The 25,077-nt window shown below is 41.7% G+C and carries 27 protein-coding genes, 1 tRNA gene and 1 riboswitch; of the genes, 21 read left to right on the top strand and 7 right to left on the bottom strand.

All coding sequences use genetic code 11. The features are described from left to right. Window positions 1-51: 51 nt before the first annotated feature. Window positions 52-972, bottom strand: a complete 921-nt coding sequence (locus AN213_RS16375; protein WP_055199177.1) for a triacylglycerol lipase — start codon at window positions 970-972, stop codon at window positions 52-54. 423 nt (window positions 973-1,395) lie between these two features. Here AN213_RS16375 and AN213_RS16380 point away from each other — a divergent pair, with 423 nt between their 5' ends. Both AN213_RS16380 and AN213_RS16385 read left to right on the top strand, forming a co-directional pair. Further along, on the top strand, window positions 1,396-1,983 hold the full coding sequence (locus tag AN213_RS16380; RefSeq protein ID WP_054561156.1) for a YceI family protein: 588 nt from the start codon (window positions 1,396-1,398) through the stop codon (window positions 1,981-1,983). Next, a complete protein-coding gene (locus AN213_RS16385) occupies window positions 1,983-2,501 on the top strand; it encodes a DUF1285 domain-containing protein (RefSeq protein WP_054561155.1) in 519 nt (172 codons plus the stop codon). The genes AN213_RS16380 and AN213_RS16385 overlap by 1 nt, the downstream gene beginning before the upstream one ends. A gap of 4 nt (window positions 2,502-2,505) precedes the next feature. On the opposite strand, the gene yihA is transcribed toward AN213_RS16385, so the two are convergent. Continuing rightward, on the bottom strand, window positions 2,506-3,153 hold the full coding sequence (gene yihA, locus AN213_RS16390) for a ribosome biogenesis GTP-binding protein YihA/YsxC (protein ID WP_055021879.1): 648 nt from the start codon (window positions 3,151-3,153) through the stop codon (window positions 2,506-2,508). A gap of 283 nt (window positions 3,154-3,436) precedes the next feature. Between yihA and AN213_RS16395 the strand changes: the two genes are divergently transcribed. The 3 genes from AN213_RS16395 (at window position 3,437) to AN213_RS16405 (ending at window position 5,932) form a co-directional block, all read left to right on the top strand. Continuing rightward, window positions 3,437-4,069: a cytochrome c gene (locus tag AN213_RS16395; RefSeq protein ID WP_054561153.1), complete on the top strand. Its 633-nt coding sequence runs from the start codon at window positions 3,437-3,439 to the stop codon at window positions 4,067-4,069. Window positions 4,070-4,820: 751 nt separating this feature from the next. After that, on the top strand, window positions 4,821-5,420 hold the full coding sequence (gene yihI / locus AN213_RS16400; RefSeq protein WP_054552854.1) for a Der GTPase-activating protein YihI: 600 nt from the start codon (window positions 4,821-4,823) through the stop codon (window positions 5,418-5,420). After that, on the top strand, window positions 5,417-5,932 hold the full coding sequence (locus AN213_RS16405) for a DUF2489 domain-containing protein (RefSeq protein ID WP_054561152.1): 516 nt from the start codon (window positions 5,417-5,419) through the stop codon (window positions 5,930-5,932). The genes yihI and AN213_RS16405 overlap by 4 nt, the downstream gene beginning before the upstream one ends. 62 nt (window positions 5,933-5,994) lie before the next feature. Here AN213_RS16405 and hemN read toward each other — a convergent pair whose 3' ends face one another. Then, on the bottom strand, window positions 5,995-7,368 hold the full coding sequence (gene hemN, locus AN213_RS16410) for an oxygen-independent coproporphyrinogen III oxidase (RefSeq protein ID WP_054561151.1): 1,374 nt from the start codon (window positions 7,366-7,368) through the stop codon (window positions 5,995-5,997). 274 nt (window positions 7,369-7,642) lie between these two features. Here hemN and AN213_RS16415 point away from each other — a divergent pair. From AN213_RS16415 to AN213_RS16430, 4 genes are all read left to right on the top strand, one after another. Next, window positions 7,643-7,719, top strand: a tRNA-Ile gene (locus AN213_RS16415). Between the two features lie 256 nt (window positions 7,720-7,975). Further along, window positions 7,976-8,683: a hypothetical protein gene (locus AN213_RS16420; protein WP_055022205.1), complete on the top strand. Its 708-nt coding sequence runs from the start codon at window positions 7,976-7,978 to the stop codon at window positions 8,681-8,683. A 21-nt stretch (window positions 8,684-8,704) separates the two neighbouring features. Next, window positions 8,705-9,208 carry an RNA polymerase sigma factor gene (locus AN213_RS16425; RefSeq protein WP_055199178.1) on the top strand — a complete coding sequence of 168 codons (504 nt, stop codon included), beginning with the start codon at window positions 8,705-8,707 and terminating at the stop codon, window positions 9,206-9,208. Window positions 9,209-9,213: 5 nt separating this feature from the next. Then, the gene (locus tag AN213_RS16430; RefSeq protein ID WP_055199179.1) at window positions 9,214-9,783 is read left to right on the top strand and encodes a hypothetical protein; all 570 of its coding nucleotides are present in this window, start codon (window positions 9,214-9,216) and stop codon (window positions 9,781-9,783) included. Window positions 9,784-10,024: 241 nt separating this feature from the next. On the opposite strand, the gene galE is transcribed toward AN213_RS16430, so the two are convergent. Further along, window positions 10,025-11,038, bottom strand: a complete 1,014-nt coding sequence (gene galE, locus AN213_RS16435; RefSeq protein WP_054552825.1) for a UDP-glucose 4-epimerase GalE — start codon at window positions 11,036-11,038, stop codon at window positions 10,025-10,027. A gap of 230 nt (window positions 11,039-11,268) precedes the next feature. On the opposite strand from galE, the gene AN213_RS16440 reads away from it, so the two are divergent. Next, window positions 11,269-11,772 carry a DUF3016 domain-containing protein gene (locus tag AN213_RS16440; RefSeq protein WP_055199180.1) on the top strand — a complete coding sequence of 168 codons (504 nt, stop codon included), beginning with the start codon at window positions 11,269-11,271 and terminating at the stop codon, window positions 11,770-11,772. Window positions 11,773-12,065: 293 nt separating this feature from the next. Beyond that, window positions 12,066-12,581 carry a DUF3016 domain-containing protein gene (locus AN213_RS16445; protein ID WP_055199181.1) on the top strand — a complete coding sequence of 172 codons (516 nt, stop codon included), beginning with the start codon at window positions 12,066-12,068 and terminating at the stop codon, window positions 12,579-12,581. A 161-nt stretch (window positions 12,582-12,742) separates the two neighbouring features. Here AN213_RS16445 and AN213_RS16450 read toward each other — a convergent pair whose 3' ends face one another. Beyond that, a complete protein-coding gene (locus tag AN213_RS16450; protein ID WP_054554123.1) occupies window positions 12,743-13,033 on the bottom strand; it encodes a hypothetical protein in 291 nt (96 codons plus the stop codon). A gap of 72 nt (window positions 13,034-13,105) precedes the next feature. On the opposite strand from AN213_RS16450, the gene AN213_RS16455 reads away from it, so the two are divergent. After that, complete coding sequence (locus AN213_RS16455; protein ID WP_054554124.1) at window positions 13,106-13,318, top strand: hypothetical protein; 213 nt, start codon at window positions 13,106-13,108, stop codon at window positions 13,316-13,318. On the opposite strand, the gene epmB is transcribed toward AN213_RS16455, so the two are convergent. Next, window positions 13,315-14,328, bottom strand: a complete 1,014-nt coding sequence (epmB, locus tag AN213_RS16460; protein ID WP_055199182.1) for an EF-P beta-lysylation protein EpmB — start codon at window positions 14,326-14,328, stop codon at window positions 13,315-13,317. The two genes, AN213_RS16455 and epmB, sit on opposite strands and share 4 nt — an antisense overlap. A gap of 41 nt (window positions 14,329-14,369) precedes the next feature. Here epmB and efp point away from each other — a divergent pair, with 41 nt between their 5' ends. Beyond that, window positions 14,370-14,936 carry an elongation factor P gene (gene efp / locus AN213_RS16465; protein WP_054554126.1) on the top strand — a complete coding sequence of 189 codons (567 nt, stop codon included), beginning with the start codon at window positions 14,370-14,372 and terminating at the stop codon, window positions 14,934-14,936. A 67-nt stretch (window positions 14,937-15,003) separates the two neighbouring features. Continuing rightward, window positions 15,004-15,978, top strand: a complete 975-nt coding sequence (epmA, locus tag AN213_RS16470; RefSeq protein ID WP_055199183.1) for an elongation factor P--(R)-beta-lysine ligase — start codon at window positions 15,004-15,006, stop codon at window positions 15,976-15,978. 89 nt (window positions 15,979-16,067) lie between these two features. On the opposite strand, the gene AN213_RS16475 is transcribed toward epmA, so the two are convergent. After that, window positions 16,068-18,167 carry a TonB-dependent receptor gene (locus AN213_RS16475; protein WP_055022209.1) on the bottom strand — a complete coding sequence of 700 codons (2,100 nt, stop codon included), beginning with the start codon at window positions 18,165-18,167 and terminating at the stop codon, window positions 16,068-16,070. A gap of 123 nt (window positions 18,168-18,290) precedes the next feature. Here AN213_RS16475 and AN213_RS16480 point away from each other — a divergent pair, with 123 nt between their 5' ends. From AN213_RS16480 to thiE, 7 genes are all read left to right on the top strand, one after another. Next, on the top strand, window positions 18,291-18,680 hold the full coding sequence (locus AN213_RS16480) for a thioesterase family protein (RefSeq protein WP_054561129.1): 390 nt from the start codon (window positions 18,291-18,293) through the stop codon (window positions 18,678-18,680). Between the two features lie 166 nt (window positions 18,681-18,846). Next, window positions 18,847-19,206 (top strand): META domain-containing protein, encoded by a 360-nt coding sequence (locus AN213_RS16485; RefSeq protein ID WP_330218873.1) that lies wholly within the window; start codon window positions 18,847-18,849, stop codon window positions 19,204-19,206. A gap of 64 nt (window positions 19,207-19,270) precedes the next feature. Further along, window positions 19,271-19,372: riboswitch (TPP riboswitch) on the top strand. A gap of 145 nt (window positions 19,373-19,517) precedes the next feature. After that, the gene (gene thiC / locus AN213_RS16490) at window positions 19,518-21,470 is read left to right on the top strand and encodes a phosphomethylpyrimidine synthase ThiC (RefSeq protein ID WP_054561127.1); all 1,953 of its coding nucleotides are present in this window, start codon (window positions 19,518-19,520) and stop codon (window positions 21,468-21,470) included. A 72-nt stretch (window positions 21,471-21,542) separates the two neighbouring features. Further along, the gene (locus AN213_RS16495) at window positions 21,543-22,553 is read left to right on the top strand and encodes an FAD-dependent oxidoreductase (RefSeq protein ID WP_055199185.1); all 1,011 of its coding nucleotides are present in this window, start codon (window positions 21,543-21,545) and stop codon (window positions 22,551-22,553) included. A 2-nt stretch (window positions 22,554-22,555) separates the two neighbouring features. Continuing rightward, a complete protein-coding gene (thiS, locus tag AN213_RS16500; RefSeq protein ID WP_055199186.1) occupies window positions 22,556-22,753 on the top strand; it encodes a sulfur carrier protein ThiS in 198 nt (65 codons plus the stop codon). Between the two features lies 1 nt (window position 22,754). Next, a complete protein-coding gene (locus tag AN213_RS16505) occupies window positions 22,755-23,537 on the top strand; it encodes a thiazole synthase (protein WP_054561124.1) in 783 nt (260 codons plus the stop codon). Window positions 23,538-23,552: 15 nt separating this feature from the next. Further along, complete coding sequence (thiE, locus tag AN213_RS16510) at window positions 23,553-25,076, top strand: thiamine phosphate synthase (RefSeq protein WP_055199187.1); 1,524 nt, start codon at window positions 23,553-23,555, stop codon at window positions 25,074-25,076. Window position 25,077 lies beyond the last annotated feature (1 nt).

Below are 25,077 nucleotides of genomic sequence, written 5' to 3' on the forward strand. Positions count from 1 at the left end.
TGCTAACTTGCTAACTTGCTAACTTGCTAACTTGCTAACTTGCTAACTTGTTTATAACCCCAACTCCTGTAACCGCTTTACGTGTTCGCGATAAAGCTCAATAGGGTCAACTTCCCGAAAATTGTGCAAACCAATAAACTGATTAATCTCATCTAAGTGGTTCATTTCATAATCATCTTTGATGACATGTCCTAAATGGCTGCTACAGCGCGATACTAGGCCGTCATCTTTGCCTAAAATAAGTAACGAACCAAGCAGCATGGGCAAGTCGGTTAGATCCAGTATATTGGTGAGTGCTGCTGTACCACTCCACGAAAAATAGTACACCCCATTTTCGGCAACTAGCTGACCTTGCTCGCATTCATTTAACGGTAATCCTTCCGGGTATTTTTGATTAAATGTATGAGCACCCTGTGTACTTAAACTATTTAATGCACCCAGTGTGTTTTGTGGTAAATCACTGTTACCTGATAGTAGTGAAATAACACCACCAAATGCATCAAATACTAATTGAGCAGCATGTTCAGCTTGAGAGTTTGCAGGTAGTTTTTGACTAATTAGATCAATAATGCCACTGCCATAGTTTGCACCGCCAATACTAGTCACTGAAGCAATTAAATCTGGCCTGACTGAAGCAACATAGCGCACTGTTTGCGCACCTTGGCTATGGCCAATCAAGTTTACTTTTTTGGCGCCAGTTAGTGCTAAAATTGCTTTTACGCGAGTGAGTAACTGTTCGCCCCGTACTTCAGAGCTATTAATAGCCGAGACCGCTGGCGTGAACACCAAGGTACCCTCTTGATTGAGACTTGTAGCAACATTATAAAAATAATCGAGGCCGAGTAGGTTATCGAACCCCATTAGCCCATGAACTAAAATTACCGGATATTGTGTCGTTGTTTTTTTTGCATGGCAGTAGGGGGACATTAAAAAAAGTAAGGTAGCAAATAAAATTAAGGGGATTTTTTTCATACCTTTTACTCTTCTACTGCAATTTTTATCACTAACAAGCCTTAAAAAAGCCTTGTTTTTGCGTGTCGATAATTCACTTTACCCTAAATTACGGCTTGCTGTAATGTTAATTTCAAGTAAACAAGAAAAGATGGTTTTAGTGTTTCGTTATATGTTTATCAATTTGTGTTGTTTCTGCGGTTATGCAATTTATTTTTAATCTGGTATTTGCTAAAGTCCGCGCCGTCCTCATCCTGTAGGACATCCTGTTGATGATGCATCTGAAAGGATGCAACGTATTGATAGCTTCTCCCCAGTTTGCTATAACGGCTCACTCCTTGTTGAGTGAGTCGCTTTTTCTTTCCTTATCATACAATTCATTGCACAAATTAACGCAAGTGATACCATCAAAGTGATTCTTATTTACTTTCGAAGGAATGCGTTATGTTTAAATCTATGGCAATTGCTGCCTTTTCATTATCGAGTATTTTAGTTGCCCCTTTAGCCAGCGCAAACTGGCAAGTTAATAATGAACAAAGCAATGTAAGCTTTGTGTCTATCAAAAAGAATTCAGTTGCAGAAGCGCATCATTTCAAAAAGGTGTCGGGTACACTAAACGAACAAGGTCAATTTAAGTTGATGATCGACCTGACATCGGTTGAAACTCTGATCCCTATCCGTAATGAGCGCATGACTAAGTTGTTATTTGAAACAGCTAAATTCCCTAATGCAGTGTTAACTGCTGATTTAAGCAAAGCGCTGTTGACGCTAAAACCAGGTCAACATGTGCTTAAAGGTTTGAAAGCTGAATTAGACTTCCATGGCAACAAGAAAGAGCTAACGATTGATGTGCTTGCCAATATGTCACCGAAAGGCGATGTTACTGTTTCATCGTTTACGCCGGTGATTATTAATGCAAGTGATTTCAAAGTAACAGAAGGTATTAGTGAGTTACAAAAACTTGCGGGTTTACCATCAATTGCGACAGCTGTACCTGTAACATTTTCTTTGACGCTAGATAAAGAAAAGTAATGCAATCACTTGCTGACTTAGAAGCTGCTCTTCAGGCACCCGATAAACCTTTTGATCAATGGCAGCCACAAAACTGTGGGCAAGTGCCTATATTGATTGATGCGCAAGGGCGGTGGTTTTATGCCGGCAGTGAAATAAAGCGCGAGGCAATGGTTAAACTCTTTGCCTCTGTGCTTTGCAAAGAAGCAGATAATTATTTTTTAAAAACACCCGTCGAGAAAATGGCCATCACAGTCGAAGATGTGCCTTTTATTATTGTTGATTGGCGTTTCGAAGAGACAGAGCAAGGCCTTGCGCTTTGTTGTGTCGATAATTTACAGCGCGCTTGGTTGGTATCAGCAAAGCAACCACTATTACTGAGAGAATTTGAAGGTGTCAGTGTGCCTTATCTTCAATTAGCACATGGCTTGGCTGCGAGGGTATCGAGAAATGTTTATTATCAGTGGGCAGAAATAGCCTGCTCAGATGAGCAGGGCTACTATATAGAATCATTAGCCAAGCGTTATTACTTGGCCTAAGCGATTAAGCTTCTGGTTGTTCGCCAGACTCAGGTGCTTGCGCTTCAATGGGTCCTAAGAACCACTCATCGAGCTTTTTAGCAACTTCAGGTAAGCCTGTGCCTTTTAGTGAAGAGAAGGCATGTACTGTAATATCACCATCTAAACTACTTAACTCACGACGAACTTGTAAAACTTGAGCTTTACGCGCGCCTTGTTTTAGCTTGTCGGCTTTAGTTAATAGTGCCAGCACTGGAATTTCGCTGCCCACCGCCCAGTCGATTAAGTCACGGTCTAAATCTTTTAACGGGTGGCGAATATCCATCAAAACAACGATACCTTTTAAGCTTTGACGTTTTTGTAAGTATTCACCTAGCGATTTTTGCCATTTCTTCTTCATTTCGATAGGAACTTTAGCAAAACCATAGCCCGGTAAGTCGATAAGGCGTTTATCGGCATCAAGTTCAAAGGTATTGATCAGCTGAGTACGGCCGGGTGTTTTAGAAGTACGTGCTAACTTTTGATCTGTTAACGTGTTTAAAGCACTTGATTTACCCGCATTAGAGCGACCAGCAAACGCGACTTCAATCCCCGTATCAGCAGGTAAGCGTGAGATATCAGGTGCGCTGGTAACAAAGGACGCAGTATTGTATTTGATACGAGATTTGAGCACAGGCTCTCCTAGTCTTTTATAAAAAATAACAAACAGTGGCTAATTTCCACTTAAGGCACGTATTTTATACTATTAAAGCAGCATTCAAAAGCGTATTTAAGCGTGCTAAATTGGCTTTAAATTAGGAAAATTACTAGGTATAAACTTAATCTAAGTCAAATCCCTATAAATTATGAGCTTAATGTGGGCAGAAAACGTGCCAGAGAATTTATTATCGTGTAGAATATAGAAATCACAACATCCATATTGTAGATGATACAGGGTCGGAAACAGAGAATTCACCATGAAAAAAATAGCACTATCTTTAACTATATTGCTTGGTACGTTGTCAGCAAGCAACGCAACAGCATTTGATGGCGATGTAAACGCAGGTAAAGAGAAATCGGCAACGTGTGCGGCTTGTCACGGCCCAGACGGTAATGCACCGGTTAATATCTACCCTAAAATTGCAGGCCAACACGCAGATTATATCTATAAACAATTACAAGAGTTTAAATTAGGTATGACATCTGGCGGCAAAGAAGGTCGTATGGATCCAGTAATGAGTGGTATGGCTATGCCGCTTAGCGATCAAGACATGAAAGACCTAGCAGCTTACTTCTCTTCTTTAAATATGTCTGAAGGTACAACACCTAAAGATGTAGTAGAAGTAGGTCAGCAGCTTTATAAAGCCGGTGATGCAGAGCGTGGTATTCCAGCATGTGCTGCGTGTCACGGTCCTCGTGGTAACGGTACATCACTAGCTAAATTCCCGAAAGTTTCGTTCCAACATCCAGAATACATCAAGTCACAACTTGAAAAATTCCGTGATGGTACGCGTAATAACGACTTAAACGGTATGATGCAAGACATCGCTAAAAAGCTAACAGACAAAGACATCGAAGTACTTTCAAAATACTTAGGTGGCTTACACTAAAGTCTGATTGCGGGTAGAAATACTCCGCAGTAATATGTGATTAGTGTGAAAAAAGCAGCGCAAGCTGCTTTTTTTGTATTTAAAGCATGTCGAAATCTCCCACGCCTTTGTGAGACATTGTCCATATCGAGCTGTAAGCTAAATCTTATTTTTATTTCAATTTTATACATAACTCTTTGTTATTAAATAAGTTGATCTTGTTGCAATATCTTATCTGTAAGAAAAATTATATAAATCAGTTGTAACAAAATTATTAATGAGTAAATTAACCACTGTCGCTGAGACAGCAAAAACAACATGGACAATGTAATAAGGAAAGTGACTGCGGCAAGTCTTTAGGGGTTGACACTGGTTAGGTGTCCTAAAGGAAATAACAAAAAAGTGTCAGGATTGACCGAGAATAATAAAAGCTCATGGAAGTTTAATAATAAAAACAAAATGGAATGCTACACGGAAGGTTAAAACAATAACAAAATGGATAAACAATAATAATAAAAATAATAAAGACTAAAAAGTCGAAGGGAGAAGTGTCCAGATAATTGGCGCTCAGATTAGTAGGCGGTAGAGATGTTTTCTCTACCGCCTTTTTATTTGTCCTGTTACAATAGCCACCGTTTGTACTAAAAGTATGAAAAGTGCGCAGTTCGTCAAGTTGACCAACCACATCCGCACATCGAATTCTTCTGGTTATGCCAGCATTACAATGCCACAAAGGCGTTGTGCACAACCTCTTAAGTGAGATGATCAAGATATGAGTAGAAAGAAAAAGTCGCGTAAAATTCCATCGAATGGTCCTGTACGTCTGAGCAAAGAAAAGCTTAGAGAGATGCGCGCGTTAAAAGAGCAGCGAGTTAAAAAGACCAAAGGTGCTAAACCTGGGTCTCGAAATGCACCTGATGCACAAAATGCAGAAAACACTGCTGCAAACAATCAACCGAAAGATAAGCGTGTTGGTAGTAAAAAGCCGGTTTCTTTAGTTGCGCCTAAGGCTGAGCCGAAAGTTGAAATGAAACGCAACTTAAAACCTATGGTTGAGCTTAAGAAAGTGACTGAGCCTGAGTTAACGCCAGAGCAAGAGTTAGAAGCGCTAGAGAATGACGAGCGTCTACTTAAGCTGGTTGAGCGTCATGAGCGCGGTGAGTTATTAACAGGTAAAGACGCTAAGTACTTTAATAGCCGTATTGCTCGCCACCAAGCACTGTGTGAGTTATTAGGCATTGAAGATGAAGACGAGTACGAAGATGACTTTGAAGATGATTCATACGATGAAGGTGAATCTGACTTCGATAAGTACTTATCTGATGACTTAGCCAATGAATGGTTTGATGACGAAGATGAGGATGAGCGATGAGCACAACCTTGATTATTGCCATCGTAATTGGTGCGGCAATTATCGCAGGGCTTGCGTTTTATGCAGGACAACTTCTGTATAAACTAAAAGAGCAAAATAAGCTTATCGCCAAGAAGCAAGCTGAGCATGAGCAAAAGCTTGCGGCATCAAAAGCAAAGCGTAATGCAAAGTTAGCCGATAGCATTCATTTAATTGCCCGTGCAATGAATGAAGAGCAATGTGAGTTCTCAGAAGGCTGCTTACGTATTTGGGTGCTGATCTCTCAATACAGCTTTGCAGAAGAGTTTGAGCTAAGTGAGCGCTACCCAGGCATATTTAAAATGTACGAAGTCGTAAAAGATATGCCAACGCACGATGCCCGTAAGAAATACTCTAAAAAAGAGATTTTTAAAATGGACACCGCTCGCTGGCGTGCTGAAGAGCAGCATAGCGATGAAATCAAAGCAGATTGCGCACGTATAATTGAAGAGTTTAAAGCCGCTCCAGGCAGCGAAAACGTAGTATTCAATTAAGTTGACGTATCGTTGAATTAAACAAAATAAAAAGCAGAGCCTAGGCTCTGCTTTTTGTTGGGCTAGATAACTCGTGAGAAACGAGTTTGCTTTATTTGTTGTTGTAGGTGCGCATCAAAGCACATACAAATAATACGAATAAATAAATTACCGCGAGCTGTTACTGTGATCTTATCTTGGCTCACAGATACCAAGCCATCAGCTAGTAATGGGTCGAGTGCCTGTAGTGCCTCGCAGAAGTAACTGGCAAAATTGATATTAAACTGCTTTTCGATTGCTGGAATATCCAGCTCAAACTGGCAAATCAATTGTTTGATAACCGCTGCACGTAACGTATCGTCATCAGTTAAAGCAACACCTTTACAGATTGCACTGCCATAGCCTTCTTGCACAGCTTTGTAATAGTGCTTTAACTCTTTTTCGTTTTGTAAAATGGCATTGCCTATTTGCGAAATAGATGACACACCCAAACCTAATAAGTCACATTGGCCATGCGTTGTGTAACCTTGGAAATTACGGTGTAACTGACCTGCGTTTTGTGCAATTGCCAATTCATTGTCTTTGCGGGCAAAGTGGTCCATACCAATAAACTGATAACCCGCCGCTAACATCTGCTCAAGGGTATTTTTGAACATAGTGAGCTTATCGCCCGCAGATGGTAAGTCAGCGTCTTTAATTTTACGCTGAGCAGCGAATCTATCTGGTAAGTGAGCATAGTTAAATACCGACACGCGATCAGGATTTAACTCTATCAGCTGTGCAATCGTCTCTTTAAAGCTCTCTGGTGTTTGCAGTGGCAAACCGTAAATCATATCGGCATTAATAGATTTAAAGCCAAGTTCACGAGCCTCACTAATTAAACCTTTTACAGATTGCACGCTTTGCGGGCGGTTAACTGCCAGTTGCACATCATCATTGAAATCTTGAATACCAAACGAAACACGATTGAAGCCAAGCTTACGTAGGTGAACTAGCATGCCATCAGCTAAAGAACGAGGGTCAATCTCAATACCGCGCTCGGCATCATCAGCAAAATTAAAATGCTGCTCAACCAACGCCATTAAGCGGCTCATTTGCTCTGCCGATAAGAACGTTGGCGTACCACCCCCTAAATGCAGTTGCTCAACGTTATAATCGGCAAAAAGCGTTGCTTGCTCAGCAATTTCAAGCGCTAAATTATCTAGGTATAAATCGGCTTTAGATTGATGACGAGTGATCACCTTATTACAACCACAGTAATAACAAAGCTGACTGCAAAAAGGGATATGGATATACAAGGATAAAGAACGGCTTTTCGATGCCGCAATTGCATTAATCATATCTTGTTGGTTATAACCATCAGCTAAAGACAATGCTGTTGGGTAAGATGTATATCGAGGCCCAGAAATATTGTACTTGTTGATCAGAGATTGATCCCAGCTTGGTAAATTTATCACAGTCAGCACTCCGCAATTGATTGAGCGGCTATTTTAACGAGTTTAGTGATTTAGCTATTTGATCTAGAACAATGTCGGAGGCTAGAAACTAATCGGCATGCTTTAAGGTCGTTGTAAAAACAAAGAGTTTACTATTTGAGCAGTTGATTTAGTGATTGTTAAAATAAAGGGTTTTGCTAGTGACAAGGTTACAAAAACTTTTTATACTGCATCCCGCTTTAGTCAGTTAAACCTGCTAAACGCATCAAAAAAATTTAGCTTTCGCTAATACAATGGCCCCTTAGCTCAGTTGGTTAGAGCACACGACTCATAATCGTTAGGTCCCCAGTTCAAGTCTGGGAGGGGCCACCATTTTCTTTCTGTAAAAATCCTAAAACCCAAAAATCAAAGCTTAAATCTATCTTAAGCAGCTGCGTTCCACTATTGTTCCACCTCTTTTTTATCTTTAAAATTCAACGAAATAAAATTATTTTTAATTTTTTAAAAATATTTTGTCAGGTTTTCTGTGTTTGTCTCGTCTATAGCTGCAAATGACACGAAGTTGTTCCTATTAGGGTTAGCGATAGGCAGTGTCTTATGTATCTATTTTTACGAAAAGGACAAACTCATGACGACTACAACATCAACTGTGAATACGCTAAAACTTGATTCAACAAATGCACCATTTAGTGATGCTGCTGTTTGGTTAAAAGAAGGGTGGGGGCTATTTAAAAAAGCACCGTTTAAACTTTTTTTACTTATGACGCTGTTCGCTATTGTGCCTGGTTTAGTGCAGCTATTACCTGCACCTACAGGTTTAACAGTATCAAAATGGTTAGCGCCTATGTTAATGGCAACGGTGTGGCCATTGTTGTTTAACCTGAATAATCAGCAAGGCTTTTCATTTAAACACAATGCAACATGGGCGAAGTGGGGGCGAGTTGCCGTGTGGTCAGTTGTTGGTATTTTATTGGCGCTGGTGCAATTTGCTGTTGGGAGTACTTTGATTGGTAGTGAGCAGTTATCGGCTTTATTGTCAGGTCAGTTTGTTGATGTTGAGCGCTGGCGCGTAGGGGTCATGTTTGTATCAATTGTTCCTGTAAATATGTTGCTTATGTTTGTGGTACCTCTGTTACTTTTAAACAATGCTTCGCTTAGTGCAGCTGTTAAAGAAGGCATTACAAAGGCACTAAAGGTGATTAAACCATTAAGCATGCTTTGTTTGATTAATATGCTCGTTACCTTTACTGCCCCTTATAGTCTTTTACCTATGTTGTTGGTAGGGCCGGTATTAGCATGTACCTACTTTTGTGCCTATAATCGTTTGTTCAAATAATAATAAAAACATGGAAGTACAGTGAAAGCTGATGTTCAAATAAACACATTGCTGAATGAATACGCGCCGCTGTTGGCGCGTGTTGCTGCAACTTACGAGATCAATCAAGCGCTACAAGATGAGCTAATTCAAGAGATGTCGTTGGCTGTTTGGCGCGCTTTTGAAAGTAATGACTCATCACCCGATGTTGCCTTTCGTGGCGATGCCAGCATAAAAACCTATATTGCCCGAATAGCTCACAATAAAGCGGTTGATCATGTGATAAAAGAGCAAAACCGCAAAGAGGTGGCAAGCTCTGAAAGTATTGATTACACCCAAGCCTTAAGTACGCATAAATCACCAGACGACAGTTTAGATTTAATGGCTGCCCTTCGTAAATTAACGCTGAAATATCGGCAGGTGCTTGCTTTACAGCTTGAAGGGTTTAATCAAAGTGAGATAGCTCAAACACTGGGGCTGTCTGAAGATGCGGTTGCTAAGCGTGCAAGTAGAGCAAGACAGCAACTTGCGAGCCTAATGGAGTAAATAACGTGGATAAATTCGAAGCAGATGATCAATTAGCTAAGTGGCAGCAGGCATTCGTGCAGGCAACGCCGAAAGTGGATAGTGCAGCGTTAATAGCGCAAACGCAAAAGTCGCGAACTAAGTTAAAGCTAAAAGGGTTAATCGACTCATTTTTAGGTGTTGTGGTAACCGTATTTTGTATTTACGCCATGTTGTTTGAGGCACAAGATACTTATGAAACCATTATGTTTGCGCTATTAGTGCCTATTCCTTTAGGTTTTGGAATTTGGTCATACCGTTTAAGACGAAAGCTTTGGCGAGCAGAAACGTTAGACGTTAATGCAATGCTTAATTTTAAAGAAAGCCAGCTGAAGCATCAAATTCATTACTGGCATGTGAGTTTTATTGGCTGCGTTGTTCTTTGGTGCGCTTTGTTAATCGTTGCCTTGTTTAATATGGTTATGTTTAAAACATACAGCCTATGGCTTATCCAGCTTGGTGTTAATGGCATTATCGTGCTGGCTGTTTATGTACGCTATAAAAAACTAAAAGCACAGCTAGCTGTAGCGCTTGAGAGTATTCAAGCGATGCGCTGATGTGCGACTTGACGAGCTATTCCTAAAACTTATATAACTTACAATTCAAATAATAATAAAGGATATAGAGATGGAAGTTTTATACAGTATTTTGTTTTGGGGATCGCCTGTCGGCTTAGGGTTGTTCTTTTTCTTATCGTGCACGGGGGCAGGGATACTTTTCTGGGGTATTGCGCAGCTTAAGAAAGCCTCATCAAATTAAAAAGCCGATGTGTGAACATCGGCCTTATAATGACTTTGACTATTTGTAACCGTTCGGGTTATTGCTTTGCCAGCGCCATGTATCCTGCATCATCTCATCGATACCACGCTCAGCTTGCCAGCCAAGCTCTTTTAACGCTTTTTCTGGAGCTGCGTAGCAAGCTGCAATATCGCCAGCTCGGCGCGGCGAAATTTGGTATGGAACGGCTTGACCACTGGCTTTCTCAAAAGCGGTAACCATTTGCAGTACTGAATAACCATTACCTGTGCCTAGGTTAAATACGTGCGCACCTGTATCACTTGCAATTCGGTTCAGCGCTTTTAAGTGACCTAATGCTAAATCGACGACATGGATATAGTCACGAACACCTGTACCATCTACAGTATCGTAGTCATCCCCAAATACACCTAGCTTTTCTAGCTTACCCACAGCGACTTGCGAAATATAAGGTAATAAGTTGTTAGGAATACCATTTGGGTCTTCACCAATAAGACCAGATTCATGTGCGCCGACAGGGTTAAAGTAACGTAAGATAACAAAGGCAAAGCGTTCATCTGATTTCGCGATATCTTGCAGCATCATTTCAACCATAAGCTTTGATGTGCCATAAGGGTTAGTCGTGCCACCAACTGGGAAGTCTTCGCGAATTGGCAAGCTTGCTGGGTCACCGTATACCGTTGCTGATGAGCTAAATACTAACTTAAATACGCCAGCATCACGCATTGCATCAACCAGAGTCAGTGTACCCTGTACGTTGTTTTGATAATACTCGATAGGTTTTACAACCGATTCACCAACCGCTTTTAAACCTGCGAAGTGAATAACACTATCAATCGTGTGTTCACTGAAGATCTTGTCTAAACAGGCTCTATCTAAAATATCACCTTGATAAAACGTGACGTCTTTGCCAGTAATTTGTTTTACCCGAGCCAGTGACTCATTTGATGAATTGCTTAAGTTATCGAGTACAACAACGTCAGTACCTTGTTGTAATAACTCTAATACGGTGTGAGAACCGATGTATCCGGCTCCGCCGGTGACTAAAATGGTCATAAAATATCCATGAACTATACCTGGTTGAATTAGCCTTATTTCATCACATTTCGGCCTAAATTACATGAATTAATTGTGATTTACGGCGATAAAGCAAAAACATGAATCGCTTGTTTTTGATTACATTTTGCACCATATTGGTTACACCTAAGTGTTTAGATATTAAGCTATAGTTAATTGTCAGCAGCTAAAATTTAATTATTAGCTATACCTGTTAAGTGGAGAAACAGATGAATACAGTAAAAAAAATTGCCTTAGCAATGGTCATTGCACTACCCGCTTTTGCTCACGCAGGAGAAGCAAAAGTTAAATGGCATGACTTCAACGATTACCGCGATGTTCGCCCCGGAAACAACTCACCAAAAGGTTCATTTCATAAGAACGTGGCGAAGAGTTTTGAAAAACACTTTAACAAACTTGCTGAAAAGTTACCTGAAGGCTACACCTTCAATGTTGAAGTGACAGAGCTAGACCTAGCGGGTGATGTGCGTTTTGGTACCATGAATGAATTGCGCATTATTAAACCAATTTATTTTCCGCGTATCGACCTAAATTATTCAGTTACGGATAAAGACGGTAAAGTGATAAGTGAAGCAAACGATGTAAAGCTTAAAGACATGGGTTTCATGGATCGCATAAAAATGGGGCGCGACGAAGCCTATTATTATGACAAGCGCTTAATCACTGATTGGTTTGAAGATGAGTTACTGCCGTCGTTAAATTTGGGTGAGTAAATTTAGTAATTATGTTGCTGTAGCTGTAAGTATATTTTACAAAGTAAATACATATTTAATCGCTGCTACAACTTTTAAATTTTATCTGATTTGGAATCTCCATATATAAATTTTTCTTTTAGCTTATTCATTTAACGTTCAATACCTAAGACAAAAAAGGAACTCTTAGTCTTGAAATTGGTTACATTTTGAACCATATTGTTATTCTATTACATGATTTTTATTTAGTAATCACATGTTACATTTTATAAATATTGATTATGTAATTGTTTGATATCTAACGGAGAAATGGAATGATTAAAATCAATAAAGTGTTACTTGTAACAGGTTTACTTTTACCTGCTTTTGCCTATTCAGGAGAAGCCGAAGTAAAATGGCATAATTTTGATGAATACAGTGATGTGCGTCCAGGGAGCAATTGGAAAAAAGAAAATTACTATAACAGCGTTAAGCGTAACCACGAAAAAACGTTTAGAAAATTAGCAAGTAAATTGCCTGATGGTTATGTTTTTTCTGTTGAGGTAACAGATTTGGATTTAGCTGGTGAAGTTCTGTTAGGCAATGGTAATGGTAATGGCACCGAGCCTCGTGTAATGACTTCGACATACTCACCTAAAATTACTTTAAATTACACCGTTAAGAGTAATGACGGGAAAGTTGTTAGTAAAGATAGCAATTTGAAACTTAAAGATATGAGCTATCTAGATGGTATCGTAATGCGTTACAAAGATTCATACTATTACGATAATAAACTGATAGCCGAGTGGTTTGAGGATAAAGTACTTCCGTCAATTGACTCAGCTGAATAAATACGTTTTTATGGCAGCAACTTTATATCGAATGTTTTTGCTTTTGTGTGCATAATTAACAAGATATAAAAGCGCTGCCAAAATTAACTATATGAGTTTTAACACTAAATATACCTTGTTGAACTCAAAGCTAAAGAGCCACTATAAATTTATTCGTTAATTTATTTAAACGTCGCTAACAGTTGTAGTAACTGTTGCAGTTTAATAACGGTTTTTTTCAGTTTTTCTTCGTCCATACCGTCGTTGCTTAAGCTTTCTACATCAGCAGCAACATCGAGAACGTAAGGTTTAAAGCGTTTCGCTTCAAAATCAAAGCCAGCATCTTTTGCAAATAAGGCTTTGAATTTGCCATGGCCTTGCTGCTGTAAATCATCTAATTTTTTATCAGCATCAAGTGCCTGACGATAAACGATTTTTAGGTTAGCATTGAGTTGTTCAATAATTGAATCCATTTTTTTCCTAAAGCTTTAGACTGCAATGCCGATATAGTACGTGGATTGTCATAAAAAGTCAGGTAATGAACTATGAATATATCAGGATCAAGCTTACCAGCGATGAGTGGCGGTGGTGAAAGCGCAGAGGTTTACAGCGCATCGCTTGCTAAAAAACAGCAAAAGGCTGATGGTGCTGCGGCACTTGCACTTATCGAAGGCGCAGCAATGAACACCAGTGCTGCACAAACACCTGCTAAGTCGGTAACTGCGACACTAGGTAACAACGTAAACGTATACGTTTAACTTAGATTGAGATCGATTGGCGTTTTACTTTTTTCGCCGCCGATCTCGCGCACAAGCTTAGGAACTAAGAACCCCGGCAATGCTGCCAGCATAGCCGTCACGATTTCCCGTGCCTGACTCTCAGCGATATCAAAATGGCTAGCACCCTCAACTTTATCTAGTAGATGTAAGTAGTAAGGAAGTATATCTGCCTCAAATAGCGCTTCACTTAATGCAACTTGCGACTCGACAGAATCATTCACATCTTTTAGTAACACCGCCTGATTTAATAACGTCACTCCCGCAGCTTTTAACTTTTGCATGGCCGCTTTAAAGTCATCATCAATTTCGTTAGCGTGATTGATATGATTTATAAACACCACCTTTAAGGGCGATGCAACAAAGCGTGCACATAGCTCATCGGTAATTCTTGCTGGGATCACAACAGGTAAGCGGCTGTGAATACGCATGCGTTTAATTTGCGGAAGCTGCTCTAACTCATCCATAAACCAACTAACAGCATCGTCTTTGGCCATCAATGGATCGCCACCACTTAAAATGACCTCGTTGATATTGCTGTCTGCTTTTATGTAAGCCAGTGCGTCAATCAAGCTGCGTTTGTTTAATTGGTTTTCTTGATAAGGAAAATGGCGTCTAAAACAATAACGGCAATTTACAGCACAGCCGGTTTTAAACATCACTAAAACCCGAGAGCGATACTTGTGTAACAAACCAGGTTGGTTGTTATCTTGCTCTTTTAGAGGATCTTTGTCGTAACCTGTTTTTGCTAAAAACTCTTGGTGTCTTGGCATCACTTGCAGCAAAAGAGGGTCGTTTATGTCGCCATAACGCATTTTTTTGATAAAAGGCAGTGGCACGCGGACAGGAAAAAGACTGCGTGCTTTGAGGTCTTTTTCGTCTACTTTGCTTGATAATCCTAGCATTTCTAGCAAGCGTTCAGGACAAGTGACAACATTTGCCAATTCTTTTTGCCAGTTTTTATGCAAATTTACTTCATTTCTTTGTATCATTGACACGTAGATTACTCGAAATTATTTAGACAGAGGAAACGATGGCGAATTATAGCACCAATGAGTTCAAGGGCGGCCTAAAAATTATGTTAGATGGCGAACCTTGCAGCATCTTAGAAAATGAAATGGTAAAACCAGGTAAAGGCCAGGCGTTTAACCGTGTTCGTATTCGTAAACTTATCACAGGTAAAGTACTAGAAAAAACATTCAAGTCAGGTGAATCAGTTGAAGGTGCAGACGTAATGGATACAGATTTAGCGTATCTATACACTGACGGTGAGTTCTGGCACTTCATGAACAACGAAACATTTGAGCAAATCGCTGCTGACGAAAAAGCGCTTGGCGACAATGCAAAATGGTTAGTTGAAAATGACGTTTGTACAATCACGCTTTGGAACGGTAGCCCAATCGCTGTGACTCCACCAAACTTCGTTGAATTAGAAATTACTGAAACAGATCCAGGTCTAAAAGGTGATACAGCGGGTACTGGCGGTAAACCAGCAACATTAAGCACAGGTGCTGTTGTTCGTGTTCCTCTATTCGTACAAATCGGCGAAGTGATCAAAGTTGATACACGTAGCGGTGAATACGTGAGCCGTGTTAAGTAACAGGCTTTGTTAAGCAATTTATTATAAAATCCCAGCTTCTGCTGGGATTTTTTTTGGGAAACACTTTATGTCTAATGTCCTTTGGCAACCAAGCGCCGATATTGAAACTTTACGCCACCGTGCCGCTATCATCCGCCGTATTCGCGAGTTCTTTTATGATCGTGATGTTATGGAGGTTGAAACGCCAAGCTTAAGTGCGGCCAGTGTAACCGATGTGCATTTAGCGACATTTAGTACCGAGTTTGTTGGTCCTGGTCATGCTGGTGGCTTACCACTTTATTTGCAAACATCACCTGAGTTTGCCATGAAGCGTTTACTTGCTGCAGGCTCTGGGGCTATTTTCCAGCTATGCAAAGCCTTTCGTAATGAAGAGGCGGGTAGTCATCATAATCCTGAATTTACAATGCTTGAGTGGTATCGTCCGGGTTTTGATGAATTTGCGCTTATGGATGAAATGGATGAGCTTATGCAATTGGTGCTTGGCGTAGAAAGCGCAGAGCGACTCACTTATCAGCAAGCCTTTATGAACGCCTTAGGTGTAGATCCTTTAACTGCTGATATCAGCACATTGCAGCAACTAGCAACAGAGCAGGGCTTTGTCGATATTGCCGCGAATGAAACACATCGCGATACCTTGTTACAGCTATTATTTTGTATGAAGGTTGAGCCAACGATTGGCCAAGAAAAGCCTTGTTTCGTTTATCATTTTCCTGCATCGCAAGCCGCTCTTGCGCAAATTTGTCAGCACGATGAGCGAGTAGCAGGGCGCTTTGAGTTATATTTTAAAAATATGGAACTGGCAAACGGCTTTAATGAGCTGACCAATGGCAAAGAGCAAGCAGCTCGTTTTAGTGAAGATAATCAATACCGTGAAGCGAATGGATTAAAACAAGTGCCAATGGATGAGCGTTTAATAGCTGCACTAGAGCATGGCTTACCACAATGTGCGGGTGTCGCACTGGGTATTGATCGACTCATTATGCTGGCAACGAATAAACAAAAGATTAAAGACGTACTCGCCTTTGATGTTGAAAGGGCTTAACTTATTTGGCTCTTGGCTCTTGGCTCTTGGCTCTTGGCTCTTGGCTCTAGGTGTTTGGGTGCTAGGTAAAAAACCTAGCACCAAATTGCTTATAGCTCGTAAATAAATGTCACACCGGCAACCATAGGTTCGCCAAGTTGTGTGTATGTATGAGTGGTGTAACCGTCTAATGGATCGTTACCAAACTCAAAACCACGAGTCGGTACGTCTTCGTCAAATAAGTTACGTGCCCATGCATTAATACTCCAATTATCACTTTCATAACCAAATGAAGCATTCACTAAGTTGCTGCTAGGTGCTTTTGAGTTATGGCTATCAGAGAAGTAGTAATCGTCTTTGCCTTCTACACCAATTGATGCATAAAGTGCTGGCGTAAAGTTATAACGCGCAGTGAATGCATATTGGTATTTAGGAGCTTGTGCTTGATCTCGACCATCTTGATCTAGGCCTGATTGTGCAACAAAGTCATTGATTTCTGTATGTAGATAACCTGCACTACCCGTTAGTAGTAAATTGTCAGTAGCTTGGAAGCTGCCTTCAATTTCTAAACCATAGTTTTCGCCAGAGCTTGCGTTATCGATATAGCCTGTGAATTTTTGGCCTTCAACTTGCCACGATTTTAGCTGCATATCTTCACGGTACATGTAGAAAGCGGCAAGACGTAACACAAACTTATCGTCCAAAGAGCTGCCTTTCACACCAAACTCACCGCTCCATAGATATTCAGGGGCAAATGATGTGTGATTAGCAAAGAAATCAGCATCTAGGTTTAAGCCTTCGTCTTTTGCTTTTGCTAAAGCTTCAGAGTTAATACCGCCAGCTTTATAGCCACGAGTAATGCTGGTGTAAATCATGGTGCGATCAATAACTTGGTATTCAAGTGCAAGCTTACCGCCCACCATGACATCATCGGTTTCTTCAATAAAACCGTTATTGTCAATGTAGTCGCCTTGATACTGCTCAACACGCAAACCTGTAATTAAGGTTGTTTTTGGGCCAATAGGTGTTGCTAATTGACCGTATGCAGCAATATTGCTGGTTTCATAATTTGAGGTAAATGGTTGCGCAAGCCAAGTGTATTGACGTTCTAAGTCAACTTCGCGGCCTTGATAGTAAATGCCTGCGACCCACTCACCAGATTTACCACTAAATTGCAGCTCAGCCGCTTGATCTTGGCGATCGCGAAAGTAAGCATCTGTTGAGCTATAACCCCAATCATGCAAGCCAGCAGCACATAACTCAGGTTGGGCTTCATCATTACACACCCAGTCTTCGTCATAGCTGTATAACAGCTCGCTGTCGATACCAGATAGGTTTAAGCTAACATCAAAAAAGTCAAAGCCGGTGTATATGTTTGCTAGGCCAACCGCAATGCTTTCTTGGTTGTCTTGGCCTGGCTCATCAGCAACACTGTAACGGCTGTTATCTAGTGTGAATGCGTCATAGCCGTTATTTATATCGATGTAATGTACATTCAGTTCAGTACGCAAATGCTCGGTCAATTGGCTGTGTAACTTAAAGCGAGAAACAAGCTCATCTTGTTGCTGGGTATCTTCACCTAAATAACGGTTTTCTACATACCCATCAGACTCACGTTGATAAATGCTGGCGCGTACTGCTGTGTCGTCGGTAATACCCGTACCTGCGGCAATACCTGCTTCATAGCTGTTGTAGTTGCCCGCACCTAATTGTATTTTCACACTTGGGTCAAGAGTGGGTGTTGCAGATTCCATTTGAATCATGCCAGCTAAGGCATCAGCACCAAAGCGAGTCCCTTGTGGGCCGCGATAAATTTCAACTTGGTCGATATCAAATAACAGTGAACTGCCGCCTAAACCAGAGTAGTTAATACCGTCGATCACTAAGCCAACCGAAGGATTAATAGGGTCAACAAACTGTGAGCGTAAACCAACACCACGAATTTGCACGAAACGACCACGAGATGCACCAGAGGTAAAGTTTACATTCGCTGCACTAGCAAGCATCTCATCTAAAAACTTTGCACCGCGTTGATTGATTTCATGATCTGAAAACAAGCTTGCGCTAGCACTAAGGGTTTGAATGCTTTCTCTTTTGAAATCACCGGTAACTTCAATCGTTTCTAGATCACCGTCTTCAGCGTAAGCAATCGAAGATGCTGCAAATAAAGGCAGGATGGCAGCAGATAATAATGATAAACGTCGTTTCATGCGGATTCTTAACTCCATTTTCGGGACTGCTATTCTAGCAACCTAGCTAGCCAAATGGCTATAAAATCAATTTTTATGGTATAAACGCAGGCAATTATACGTAAATTGATTAGGAATACGACTATGACCTTTAAAGTAGACTTTAAAGTGCGTGATTATGAGTGTGATTTACAAGGCATTGTTAATAACAGTGTTTATTTTAATTACCTAGAGCATGCTCGCCATGAGTTTTTACATGCTCAAGGTATCGACTTTGCAAAGCTAGCAAGAGAAAAAGTAAACCTTGTCGTGCTGCGAAGCGAAATGGATTACAAGGCATCACTAGTGCCGGGCGATGAGTTTTACGTTGCAGTTGAGCCTGAGCGTATCAGCCGTTTAAAGTTTGCTTTTAGGCAAACGGTGTATCGTAAACATGATGATAAAGTGATGCTGCAAGCTTTGGTGATTGGCACGTCGGTAAATGAAAAAGGTCGTCCTTTTTTACCAGAAGAAGTCGATAACTTATTCAAATAGTCTGCGTTGTTATTTAAAAAGCTAACTTAGAACAATTTTTTACAGATAAAACATGTTTTTTTAACGATCAATTGCGTTAAATGTTGTTATTATTACTACATTGAAATTTGAATCGTAAAAAAATATGAAGTTAGTAGCCTTGCCCCTCCTTTTAGTATTATTTTGCATGGGCTGCTCATCGACAGGGACAGTCACTAGTGAGCAATTAAAATATACACAGTGGCAATTATCAAAAGTGAATGGTTTAGCCATTCCTGTATCCCAAACAGCCTCGCTGCGTTTTATCGAAGCGATGCAGGTTAACGGCTTTGCTGGCTGTAATAAATTTTTTGGTGAAGGTGCGCTCAGCGAAGATACGCTAACAGTAAATAAGTTAGGTATGACACGTAAATCTTGTGGTGAGCAAGTTGATGCGCTTGAGCAGCAATTACTGTCAACGCTAAAAGAAGGTGCGGCCATTACTTTAACTGGTGAGCAACTGACCTTGCAAGGTGAGCACCACTTTACCTTCATTGCAAAAAACTAAAGTAGCTGAGCTTGCAGCAAATTTTTAACTGACGTACACTCAGGGCGTTTTAAAAGAAACGAATTTATACTTGTCGGAGTGCCTTTAATAAGGCTGAGATCGCGAAAGCGGGATCCGTGAACCTGATCAGGCTAACACCTGCGTAGGGAACAAGCTGCCTCACTGGGCGCTTGTGCGCCAAATTTTTGGGGCATAAGCGGTACAGGCTGCACTAGTAAGCACTTAGCTTATTGACGATCCAATGGCGTTTGCCACTCTCTATTGCATTTGCAATATCTGACAAGACAACCCTTAAAGCAATGAGGTAAGTCATGTCAAACACAACAACTAAACCATCTCGCCGCGAAGTCCGCGCGGCTGCATCAGATTATATTTATAACTTAACAGGGCAACCGTTTCCTAATTCTCATAAAGTTTATGTAGAAGGTACACAAGACAATGTACGAGTAGGGATGCGTGAAATCACTCTCAGCGATACTTTTATCGGTGGCACTGAAGAGAACCCTGTATTTGAGCCTAACGCGCCAATTCGTGTTTACGATACATCAGGTCCATATACTGACCCAGATTTTCAACTTGATGTGCGCAAGGGCCTTGAGAAATACCGTGAAAAGTGGATTGAAAGCCGCGGCGACACTGAAATTTTAGACTCAGTGACTTCGCAGTTTTCTCAACAGCGAATGGCAGATGAAGGGTTAGATCATATCCGCTTTGAACATCTACCAAAGATCCGCCGTGCAAAAGCGGGTAAAAACGTGACCCAAATGCATTATGCGCGACAAGGCATTGTGACGCCTGAAATGGAATATGTCGCAATTCGTGAAAACATGGGACGCGCTAAAATTCGTGAAGAGTTACTAGCAGCCCAGCACAAAGGCGAATCGTTTGGCGCTAGCATTCCTGATTTTATTACCCCTGAATTTGTGCGTGATGAAATTGCCCGTGGCCGCGCCGTGCTTCCTAACAACATCAACCATCCTGAAACTGAGCCGATGATCATTGGCCGAAACTTCTTAGTTAAGGTGAACGCGAATATTGGTAATTCGTCGGTCACATCATCAATCGAAGAAGAAGTAGAAAAAATGGTGTGGTCGACTCGTTGGGGCGCCGACACGGTGATGGACTTATCAACGGGTCGCTATATTCACGAAACCCGTGAATGGGTGGTACGTAATTCGCCAGTGCCAATTGGTACAGTACCAATCTATCAAGCGCTTGAAAAAGTAAATGGTGTGGCTGAAGACCTAACGTGGGAGATTTTCCGCGATACCTTGATTGAACAAGCAGAGCAAGGTGTTGATTACTTTACTATTCATGCTGGGGTATTGCTGCGTTACGTGCCGATGACGGCAAAGCGTGTTACCGGTATTGTTTCGCGAGGTGGCTCAATCATGGCGAAATGGTGTTTAGCGCACCATAAAGAAAACTTCTTATACACGCACTTTGAAGAAATCTGTGAAATTTTAAAACAGTATGATGTGTGTTTTTCATTAGGTGATGGTCTGCGCCCGGGCTCTATTGCCGATGCTAATGACGAAGCCCAATTCAGCGAATTACGTACTTTAGGTGAGTTGACAAAACTTGCTTGGAAACATGATGTGCAAGTGTTCATCGAAGGCCCTGGCCATGTGCCAATGCATATGATCAAAGAGAACATGGAAGAGCAGCTAAAACACTGTGAAGAAGCACCGTTTTACACGCTTGGTCCATTAACCACGGATATTGCACCGGGGTACGATCATTTCACATCAGGTATTGGCGCTGCGCAAATTGCTTGGTACGGCTGTGCCATGCTTTGTTATGTAACCCCTAAAGAGCATTTAGGCTTACCTAACAAAGAAGACGTTAAAGAAGGTTTAATCACTTACAAAATTGCTGCTCATGCTGCCGATTTGGCAAAAGGCCACCCGGGTGCGCAAGAGCGTGACAACGCATTATCAAAAGCGCGCTTTGAGTTCCGTTGGCACGACCAATTTAACCTAGGTTTAGACCCTGAACGCGCCCGCGAATATCACGACGAAACATTGCCACAAGAATCAGGCAAGATTGCACATTTCTGCTCTATGTGTGGCCCTAAGTTCTGCTCGATGAAGATCACTCAAGAAGTTCGTGATTACGCCAAAGATCTTGAAGCAAGAGGCATAGATCCGAATAACGTAGGTGATGCTATCGAAATCAAAATGGTCGATGTTGAAGCCGAAATGAAAGCGAAATCAGACGAGTTCAAAAAAACAGGCTCTGAGATTTACCACAAAGCAGTTTAATTGATGGAGCTAGGCATCAGCGATAGGCTCTGGGCATTTACCTAGGGCCTAGAGCTTAGGCCTAGAAAGTTTATGTCATTAAAGATAGCGATATTGGGCTTTGGTTTAACTGGCCGTTTAACTGCATTAGCACTTGCTAAAGAGCATCAGTTAAGTGTGTTTGAACAAGATGATGAACATGCTAGCAACAGTGCCGGTAGCGTTGCTGCAGCGATGTTAGCCCCCCTTGCAGAATCAGTCCTGTGTGAACAGGATTTAGCCATACAAGGGCTTAATAGCATCATTCGTTGGCAGCAAATTTTACGTGAGCTCGATGAAGCGGTGTATTTTCAACAAACAGGCAGTTTAGTGGTTGCTCATCAGCAAGATAAGGGCGATTTACAAAGTTTTGTGAGCCGCTTAAAACCACTTGAAAGCTATCAGGCACAGGCATTGGTTGGCACTCAAATCACTGATCTTGAGCCAGATCTAGCTGGGCGTTTCCATCAAGGTGTGTATTTACCTTGTGAAGGGCAGCTCGATAATCAGGCATTTTATTGCGCTAGTTTTAAAAAGCTTACCTCGCAAGGAGTGCAATTTAACTTTGGCTGTAAAGTTGAATTGAACGCCCATCAAGTGAATGGGCAAAGCTATGATTATGTATTTGATTGTCGCGGCTTGGGTGCTAAACAGGCTGAACCCTTACTGCGTGGAGTAAGAGGGGAGGTGGCGCGTTTATATGCACCAGAGGTGAACCTAACCAGACCGATACGACTGATGCATCCGCGTTACCCAATTTATATTGCTCCAAAGCCAAATCATCAATTTGTGATTGGTGCGACTGAAATCGAATCGCAAGACCGCGGTAAAGTCACCGTGCGCTCGGCGCTGGAGTTATTGTCTGCTGCTTATACGGTGCATAGCGGCTTTGCTGAAGGGCGTATCGAGAGCTTGCAATCAGGGCTTCGTCCAGCGTTTGCAGACAACCGCCCGAAAGTCACAAAGCAAGGTCGAGTGATCAGTATTAATGGCTTGTACCGTCATGGCTATTTACTCGCGCCTCAGGTGGTTGATGACGCAGTGAGCTTAATTGCTAAAGGATAAAAATGAATATTTTAATTAATGGTCAGTCAGTTACAGTGAACGAAAATACATCGCTCACTCAGGCGTTGAGCCAGTTTGGCGCAAGACCGCCATTTGCCGTTGCCGTTAATGGTGACTTTGTACCGCGCAGTCAATGCGATGCTAAAACCCTCAACGAAGGCGACAGCATTGAGTTATTGTCGCCAATTCAAGGAGGCTAAGATGGATAGTTTTTCGGTTTATGGTGAGCAGTTTACGAGTCGGTTACTGATAGGCTCAGCATTGTATCCTTCACCTAGTGTTATGCAGGATTCGATAGTGGCCTCACAGGCTGAGATTGTCACGGTTTCATTAAGACGTCAGCAAAGCGTTGCTGCGGGTGATGATTTTTGGCAATTGATAAAAAACACCGGGTTAAAGGTGCTGCCTAATACGGCGGGTTGTCATAGTGTGAAAGAAGCGGTGACCTTGGCACAAATGTGCCGCGAAGTGTTTGCCACTGATTGGATCAAGTTAGAGTTGATTGGTGATGAATATAATTTACAGCCCGATCCAATCGCACTGCTCGAAGCCACTAAAATTTTATTGGCCGATGGCTTTAAAGTTTTACCTTATTGCACAGATGATTTAGTGCTGTGTCAGCGCCTCGCTGATTTAGGCTGCGAAGTACTTATGCCTTGGGGGGCACCGATTGGCACGGGTAAAGGCTTACTGAATCCTTACAACTTAAAAATGATCCGTGAGCGCTTGCCAAACCATACTTTAATTGTTGATGCGGGCTTAGGTTTACCATCTCATGCCTGTCAAGCGCTTGAATTAGGGTATGATGCCGTATTATTAAATTCGGCGATTGCAGGTGCAGGTTGCCCAGTAACGATGAGTAAAGCGTTTAAGAGTGCGGTTGAAGCGGGGCGATATAGCTATTTGGCTAAAGCGATGCCAGAAAAAGACGTAGCAAGCCCATCAACGCCGACGCTCGGAATGCCATTTTGGCATCAAGAATAAAATGTGAGGAATAACATGAATCAGGTTGTATGGACCATAGCTGGCTCAGATTCGGGCGGCGGTGCAGGAATTCAAGCCGACATCAAGTCAATGCAAAGTTTTAATGTACATGGCTGTACGGTTATTACTGCTTTAACGGCACAAAATAGTTTAGGTGTAGAAGCACTTAACCCGATTTCAACAGAAGTGATTGAGTCGCAACTATTAGCCTTAGCCAGTGATATGCCTGCCAGTGTGATTAAAATTGGCATGCTTGCCAATGTGCAGCAAATACAGCTTATTAGTGAGCATTTAAAACATTACAAAGCAACTTGGGCAGAGCCGCCTTTGGTTGTTTATGATCCGGTTGCCATTGCCTCAAGTGGTGATTTATTAACAGAAGAAGATACTGTTAGTGCCATTAAAGAGTGCTTATTGCCATTAGTCGATGTAGTAACACCGAACACCCACGAAACGCAGCTATTAACCGGTGTTTATTTGATTGGCCCAAGCGCAGTGAAAGAAGCCGCAGAAAAGTTAACTGACTTTGGTGCAAAAGCGGTGATTATCAAAGGGGGTCATTGGGATTACCCAAGTGGCTATTGCATTGATTACTGCGTGCAAGGTGAGCAGGAATATTGGCTTGGTAACGAAAAAATTCAAACTCCGCATAGTCACGGTACTGGATGCAGTATGGCTTCTGTTATTGCAGCGTGTTTATCTAAACAGTATCCACTCAAAGATGCCTTTATTTTAGCAAAAGCCTATATAAACCAAGGATTAAAAGCAGCCGTTCGATATGGTGAAGGGATTGGCCCCGTTGCGAACACTTGCTTTCCAACAAATCTAGCAGATTACCCACAAGTCATCGAGGCGGGAAGTTGGCTAGGTGATGAACTCGACTTTGATTGCCCGGTTGACTTTACCATGGCCGCAGGTTTTGCCGAGTGCGACTCTAAACAGCTTGGTCTATATGCCGTTGTAGATACAGTTGATTGGTTAGAGAAGTGTTTAGCCGAAGGGGTTAAAACAGTTCAATTAAGAATGAAAAATGCAGACGATGCAGCACTTGATGAGTCGATTGCAAGTGCGGTTATGCTGGGGCAGAAGTACGATGCGCAGGTGTATATCAATGATTATTGGCAATTGGCGATTAAGCACGGCGCTTATGGTGTGCATTTAGGGCAAGAAGACTTACAAACCGCTAATTTAATTGCCATAAAAGAGGCGGGGTTACGCTTAGGTGTGTCGACTCATGGCTTTTATGAGATGCTACGCGCGCATAATTACAGACCAAGTTATATGGCGTTTGGTGCTATTTATCCAACCACCACCAAAGACATGACTGGGCAAATTCAGGGCTTAGAAAAGCTAGAAAAATTTGTGCCGTTGATGGCCGATTATCGAACGGTTGCAATTGGCGGGATTGATTTATCACGTGCTGAGCAAGTTGCTAGCACGGGTGTTGGCAGTGTTGCCGTAGTGCGTGCGATTACTGAAGCCGAAGACTACCAAGCAGCCATTGCCAAGTTAAAACAGCTGGTCGAAGGTCAGTCATAAT

The organism is Pseudoalteromonas sp. P1-8 (assembly GCF_001399985.1).
In the GTDB taxonomy this organism is placed as follows: Bacteria; Pseudomonadota; Gammaproteobacteria; order Enterobacterales; family Alteromonadaceae; genus Pseudoalteromonas.

What these genes read in the sequence shown, in the direction of transcription:
- AN213_RS16375 (WP_055199177.1), bottom strand. Translation starts at nt 972, where the DNA reads ATGAAAAAAATCCCCTTAATTTTATTTGCTACCTTACTTTTTTTAATG.
- AN213_RS16380 (WP_054561156.1), top strand. Translation starts at nt 1,396, where the DNA reads ATGTTTAAATCTATGGCAATTGCTGCCTTTTCATTATCGAGTATTTTA.
- AN213_RS16385 (WP_054561155.1), top strand. Translation starts at nt 1,983, where the DNA reads ATGCAATCACTTGCTGACTTAGAAGCTGCTCTTCAGGCACCCGATAAA.
- AN213_RS16395 (WP_054561153.1), top strand. Translation starts at nt 3,437, where the DNA reads ATGAAAAAAATAGCACTATCTTTAACTATATTGCTTGGTACGTTGTCA.
- yihI (WP_054552854.1), top strand. Translation starts at nt 4,821, where the DNA reads ATGAGTAGAAAGAAAAAGTCGCGTAAAATTCCATCGAATGGTCCTGTA.
- AN213_RS16405 (WP_054561152.1), top strand. Translation starts at nt 5,417, where the DNA reads ATGAGCACAACCTTGATTATTGCCATCGTAATTGGTGCGGCAATTATC.
- AN213_RS16420 (WP_055022205.1), top strand. Translation starts at nt 7,976, where the DNA reads ATGACGACTACAACATCAACTGTGAATACGCTAAAACTTGATTCAACA.
- galE (WP_054552825.1), bottom strand. Translation starts at nt 11,038, where the DNA reads ATGACCATTTTAGTCACCGGCGGAGCCGGATACATCGGTTCTCACACC.
- AN213_RS16440 (WP_055199180.1), top strand. Translation starts at nt 11,269, where the DNA reads ATGAATACAGTAAAAAAAATTGCCTTAGCAATGGTCATTGCACTACCC.
- AN213_RS16445 (WP_055199181.1), top strand. Translation starts at nt 12,066, where the DNA reads ATGATTAAAATCAATAAAGTGTTACTTGTAACAGGTTTACTTTTACCT.
- AN213_RS16450 (WP_054554123.1), bottom strand. Translation starts at nt 13,033, where the DNA reads ATGGATTCAATTATTGAACAACTCAATGCTAACCTAAAAATCGTTTAT.
- AN213_RS16455 (WP_054554124.1), top strand. Translation starts at nt 13,106, where the DNA reads ATGAATATATCAGGATCAAGCTTACCAGCGATGAGTGGCGGTGGTGAA.
- epmB (WP_055199182.1), bottom strand. Translation starts at nt 14,328, where the DNA reads ATGATACAAAGAAATGAAGTAAATTTGCATAAAAACTGGCAAAAAGAA.
- efp (WP_054554126.1), top strand. Translation starts at nt 14,370, where the DNA reads ATGGCGAATTATAGCACCAATGAGTTCAAGGGCGGCCTAAAAATTATG.
- epmA (WP_055199183.1), top strand. Translation starts at nt 15,004, where the DNA reads ATGTCTAATGTCCTTTGGCAACCAAGCGCCGATATTGAAACTTTACGC.
- AN213_RS16475 (WP_055022209.1), bottom strand. Translation starts at nt 18,167, where the DNA reads ATGAAACGACGTTTATCATTATTATCTGCTGCCATCCTGCCTTTATTT.
- AN213_RS16480 (WP_054561129.1), top strand. Translation starts at nt 18,291, where the DNA reads ATGACCTTTAAAGTAGACTTTAAAGTGCGTGATTATGAGTGTGATTTA.
- AN213_RS16485 (WP_330218873.1), top strand. Translation starts at nt 18,847, where the DNA reads ATGGGCTGCTCATCGACAGGGACAGTCACTAGTGAGCAATTAAAATAT.
- thiC (WP_054561127.1), top strand. Translation starts at nt 19,518, where the DNA reads ATGTCAAACACAACAACTAAACCATCTCGCCGCGAAGTCCGCGCGGCT.
- AN213_RS16495 (WP_055199185.1), top strand. Translation starts at nt 21,543, where the DNA reads ATGTCATTAAAGATAGCGATATTGGGCTTTGGTTTAACTGGCCGTTTA.
- thiS (WP_055199186.1), top strand. Translation starts at nt 22,556, where the DNA reads ATGAATATTTTAATTAATGGTCAGTCAGTTACAGTGAACGAAAATACA.
- AN213_RS16505 (WP_054561124.1), top strand. Translation starts at nt 22,755, where the DNA reads ATGGATAGTTTTTCGGTTTATGGTGAGCAGTTTACGAGTCGGTTACTG.
- thiE (WP_055199187.1), top strand. Translation starts at nt 23,553, where the DNA reads ATGAATCAGGTTGTATGGACCATAGCTGGCTCAGATTCGGGCGGCGGT.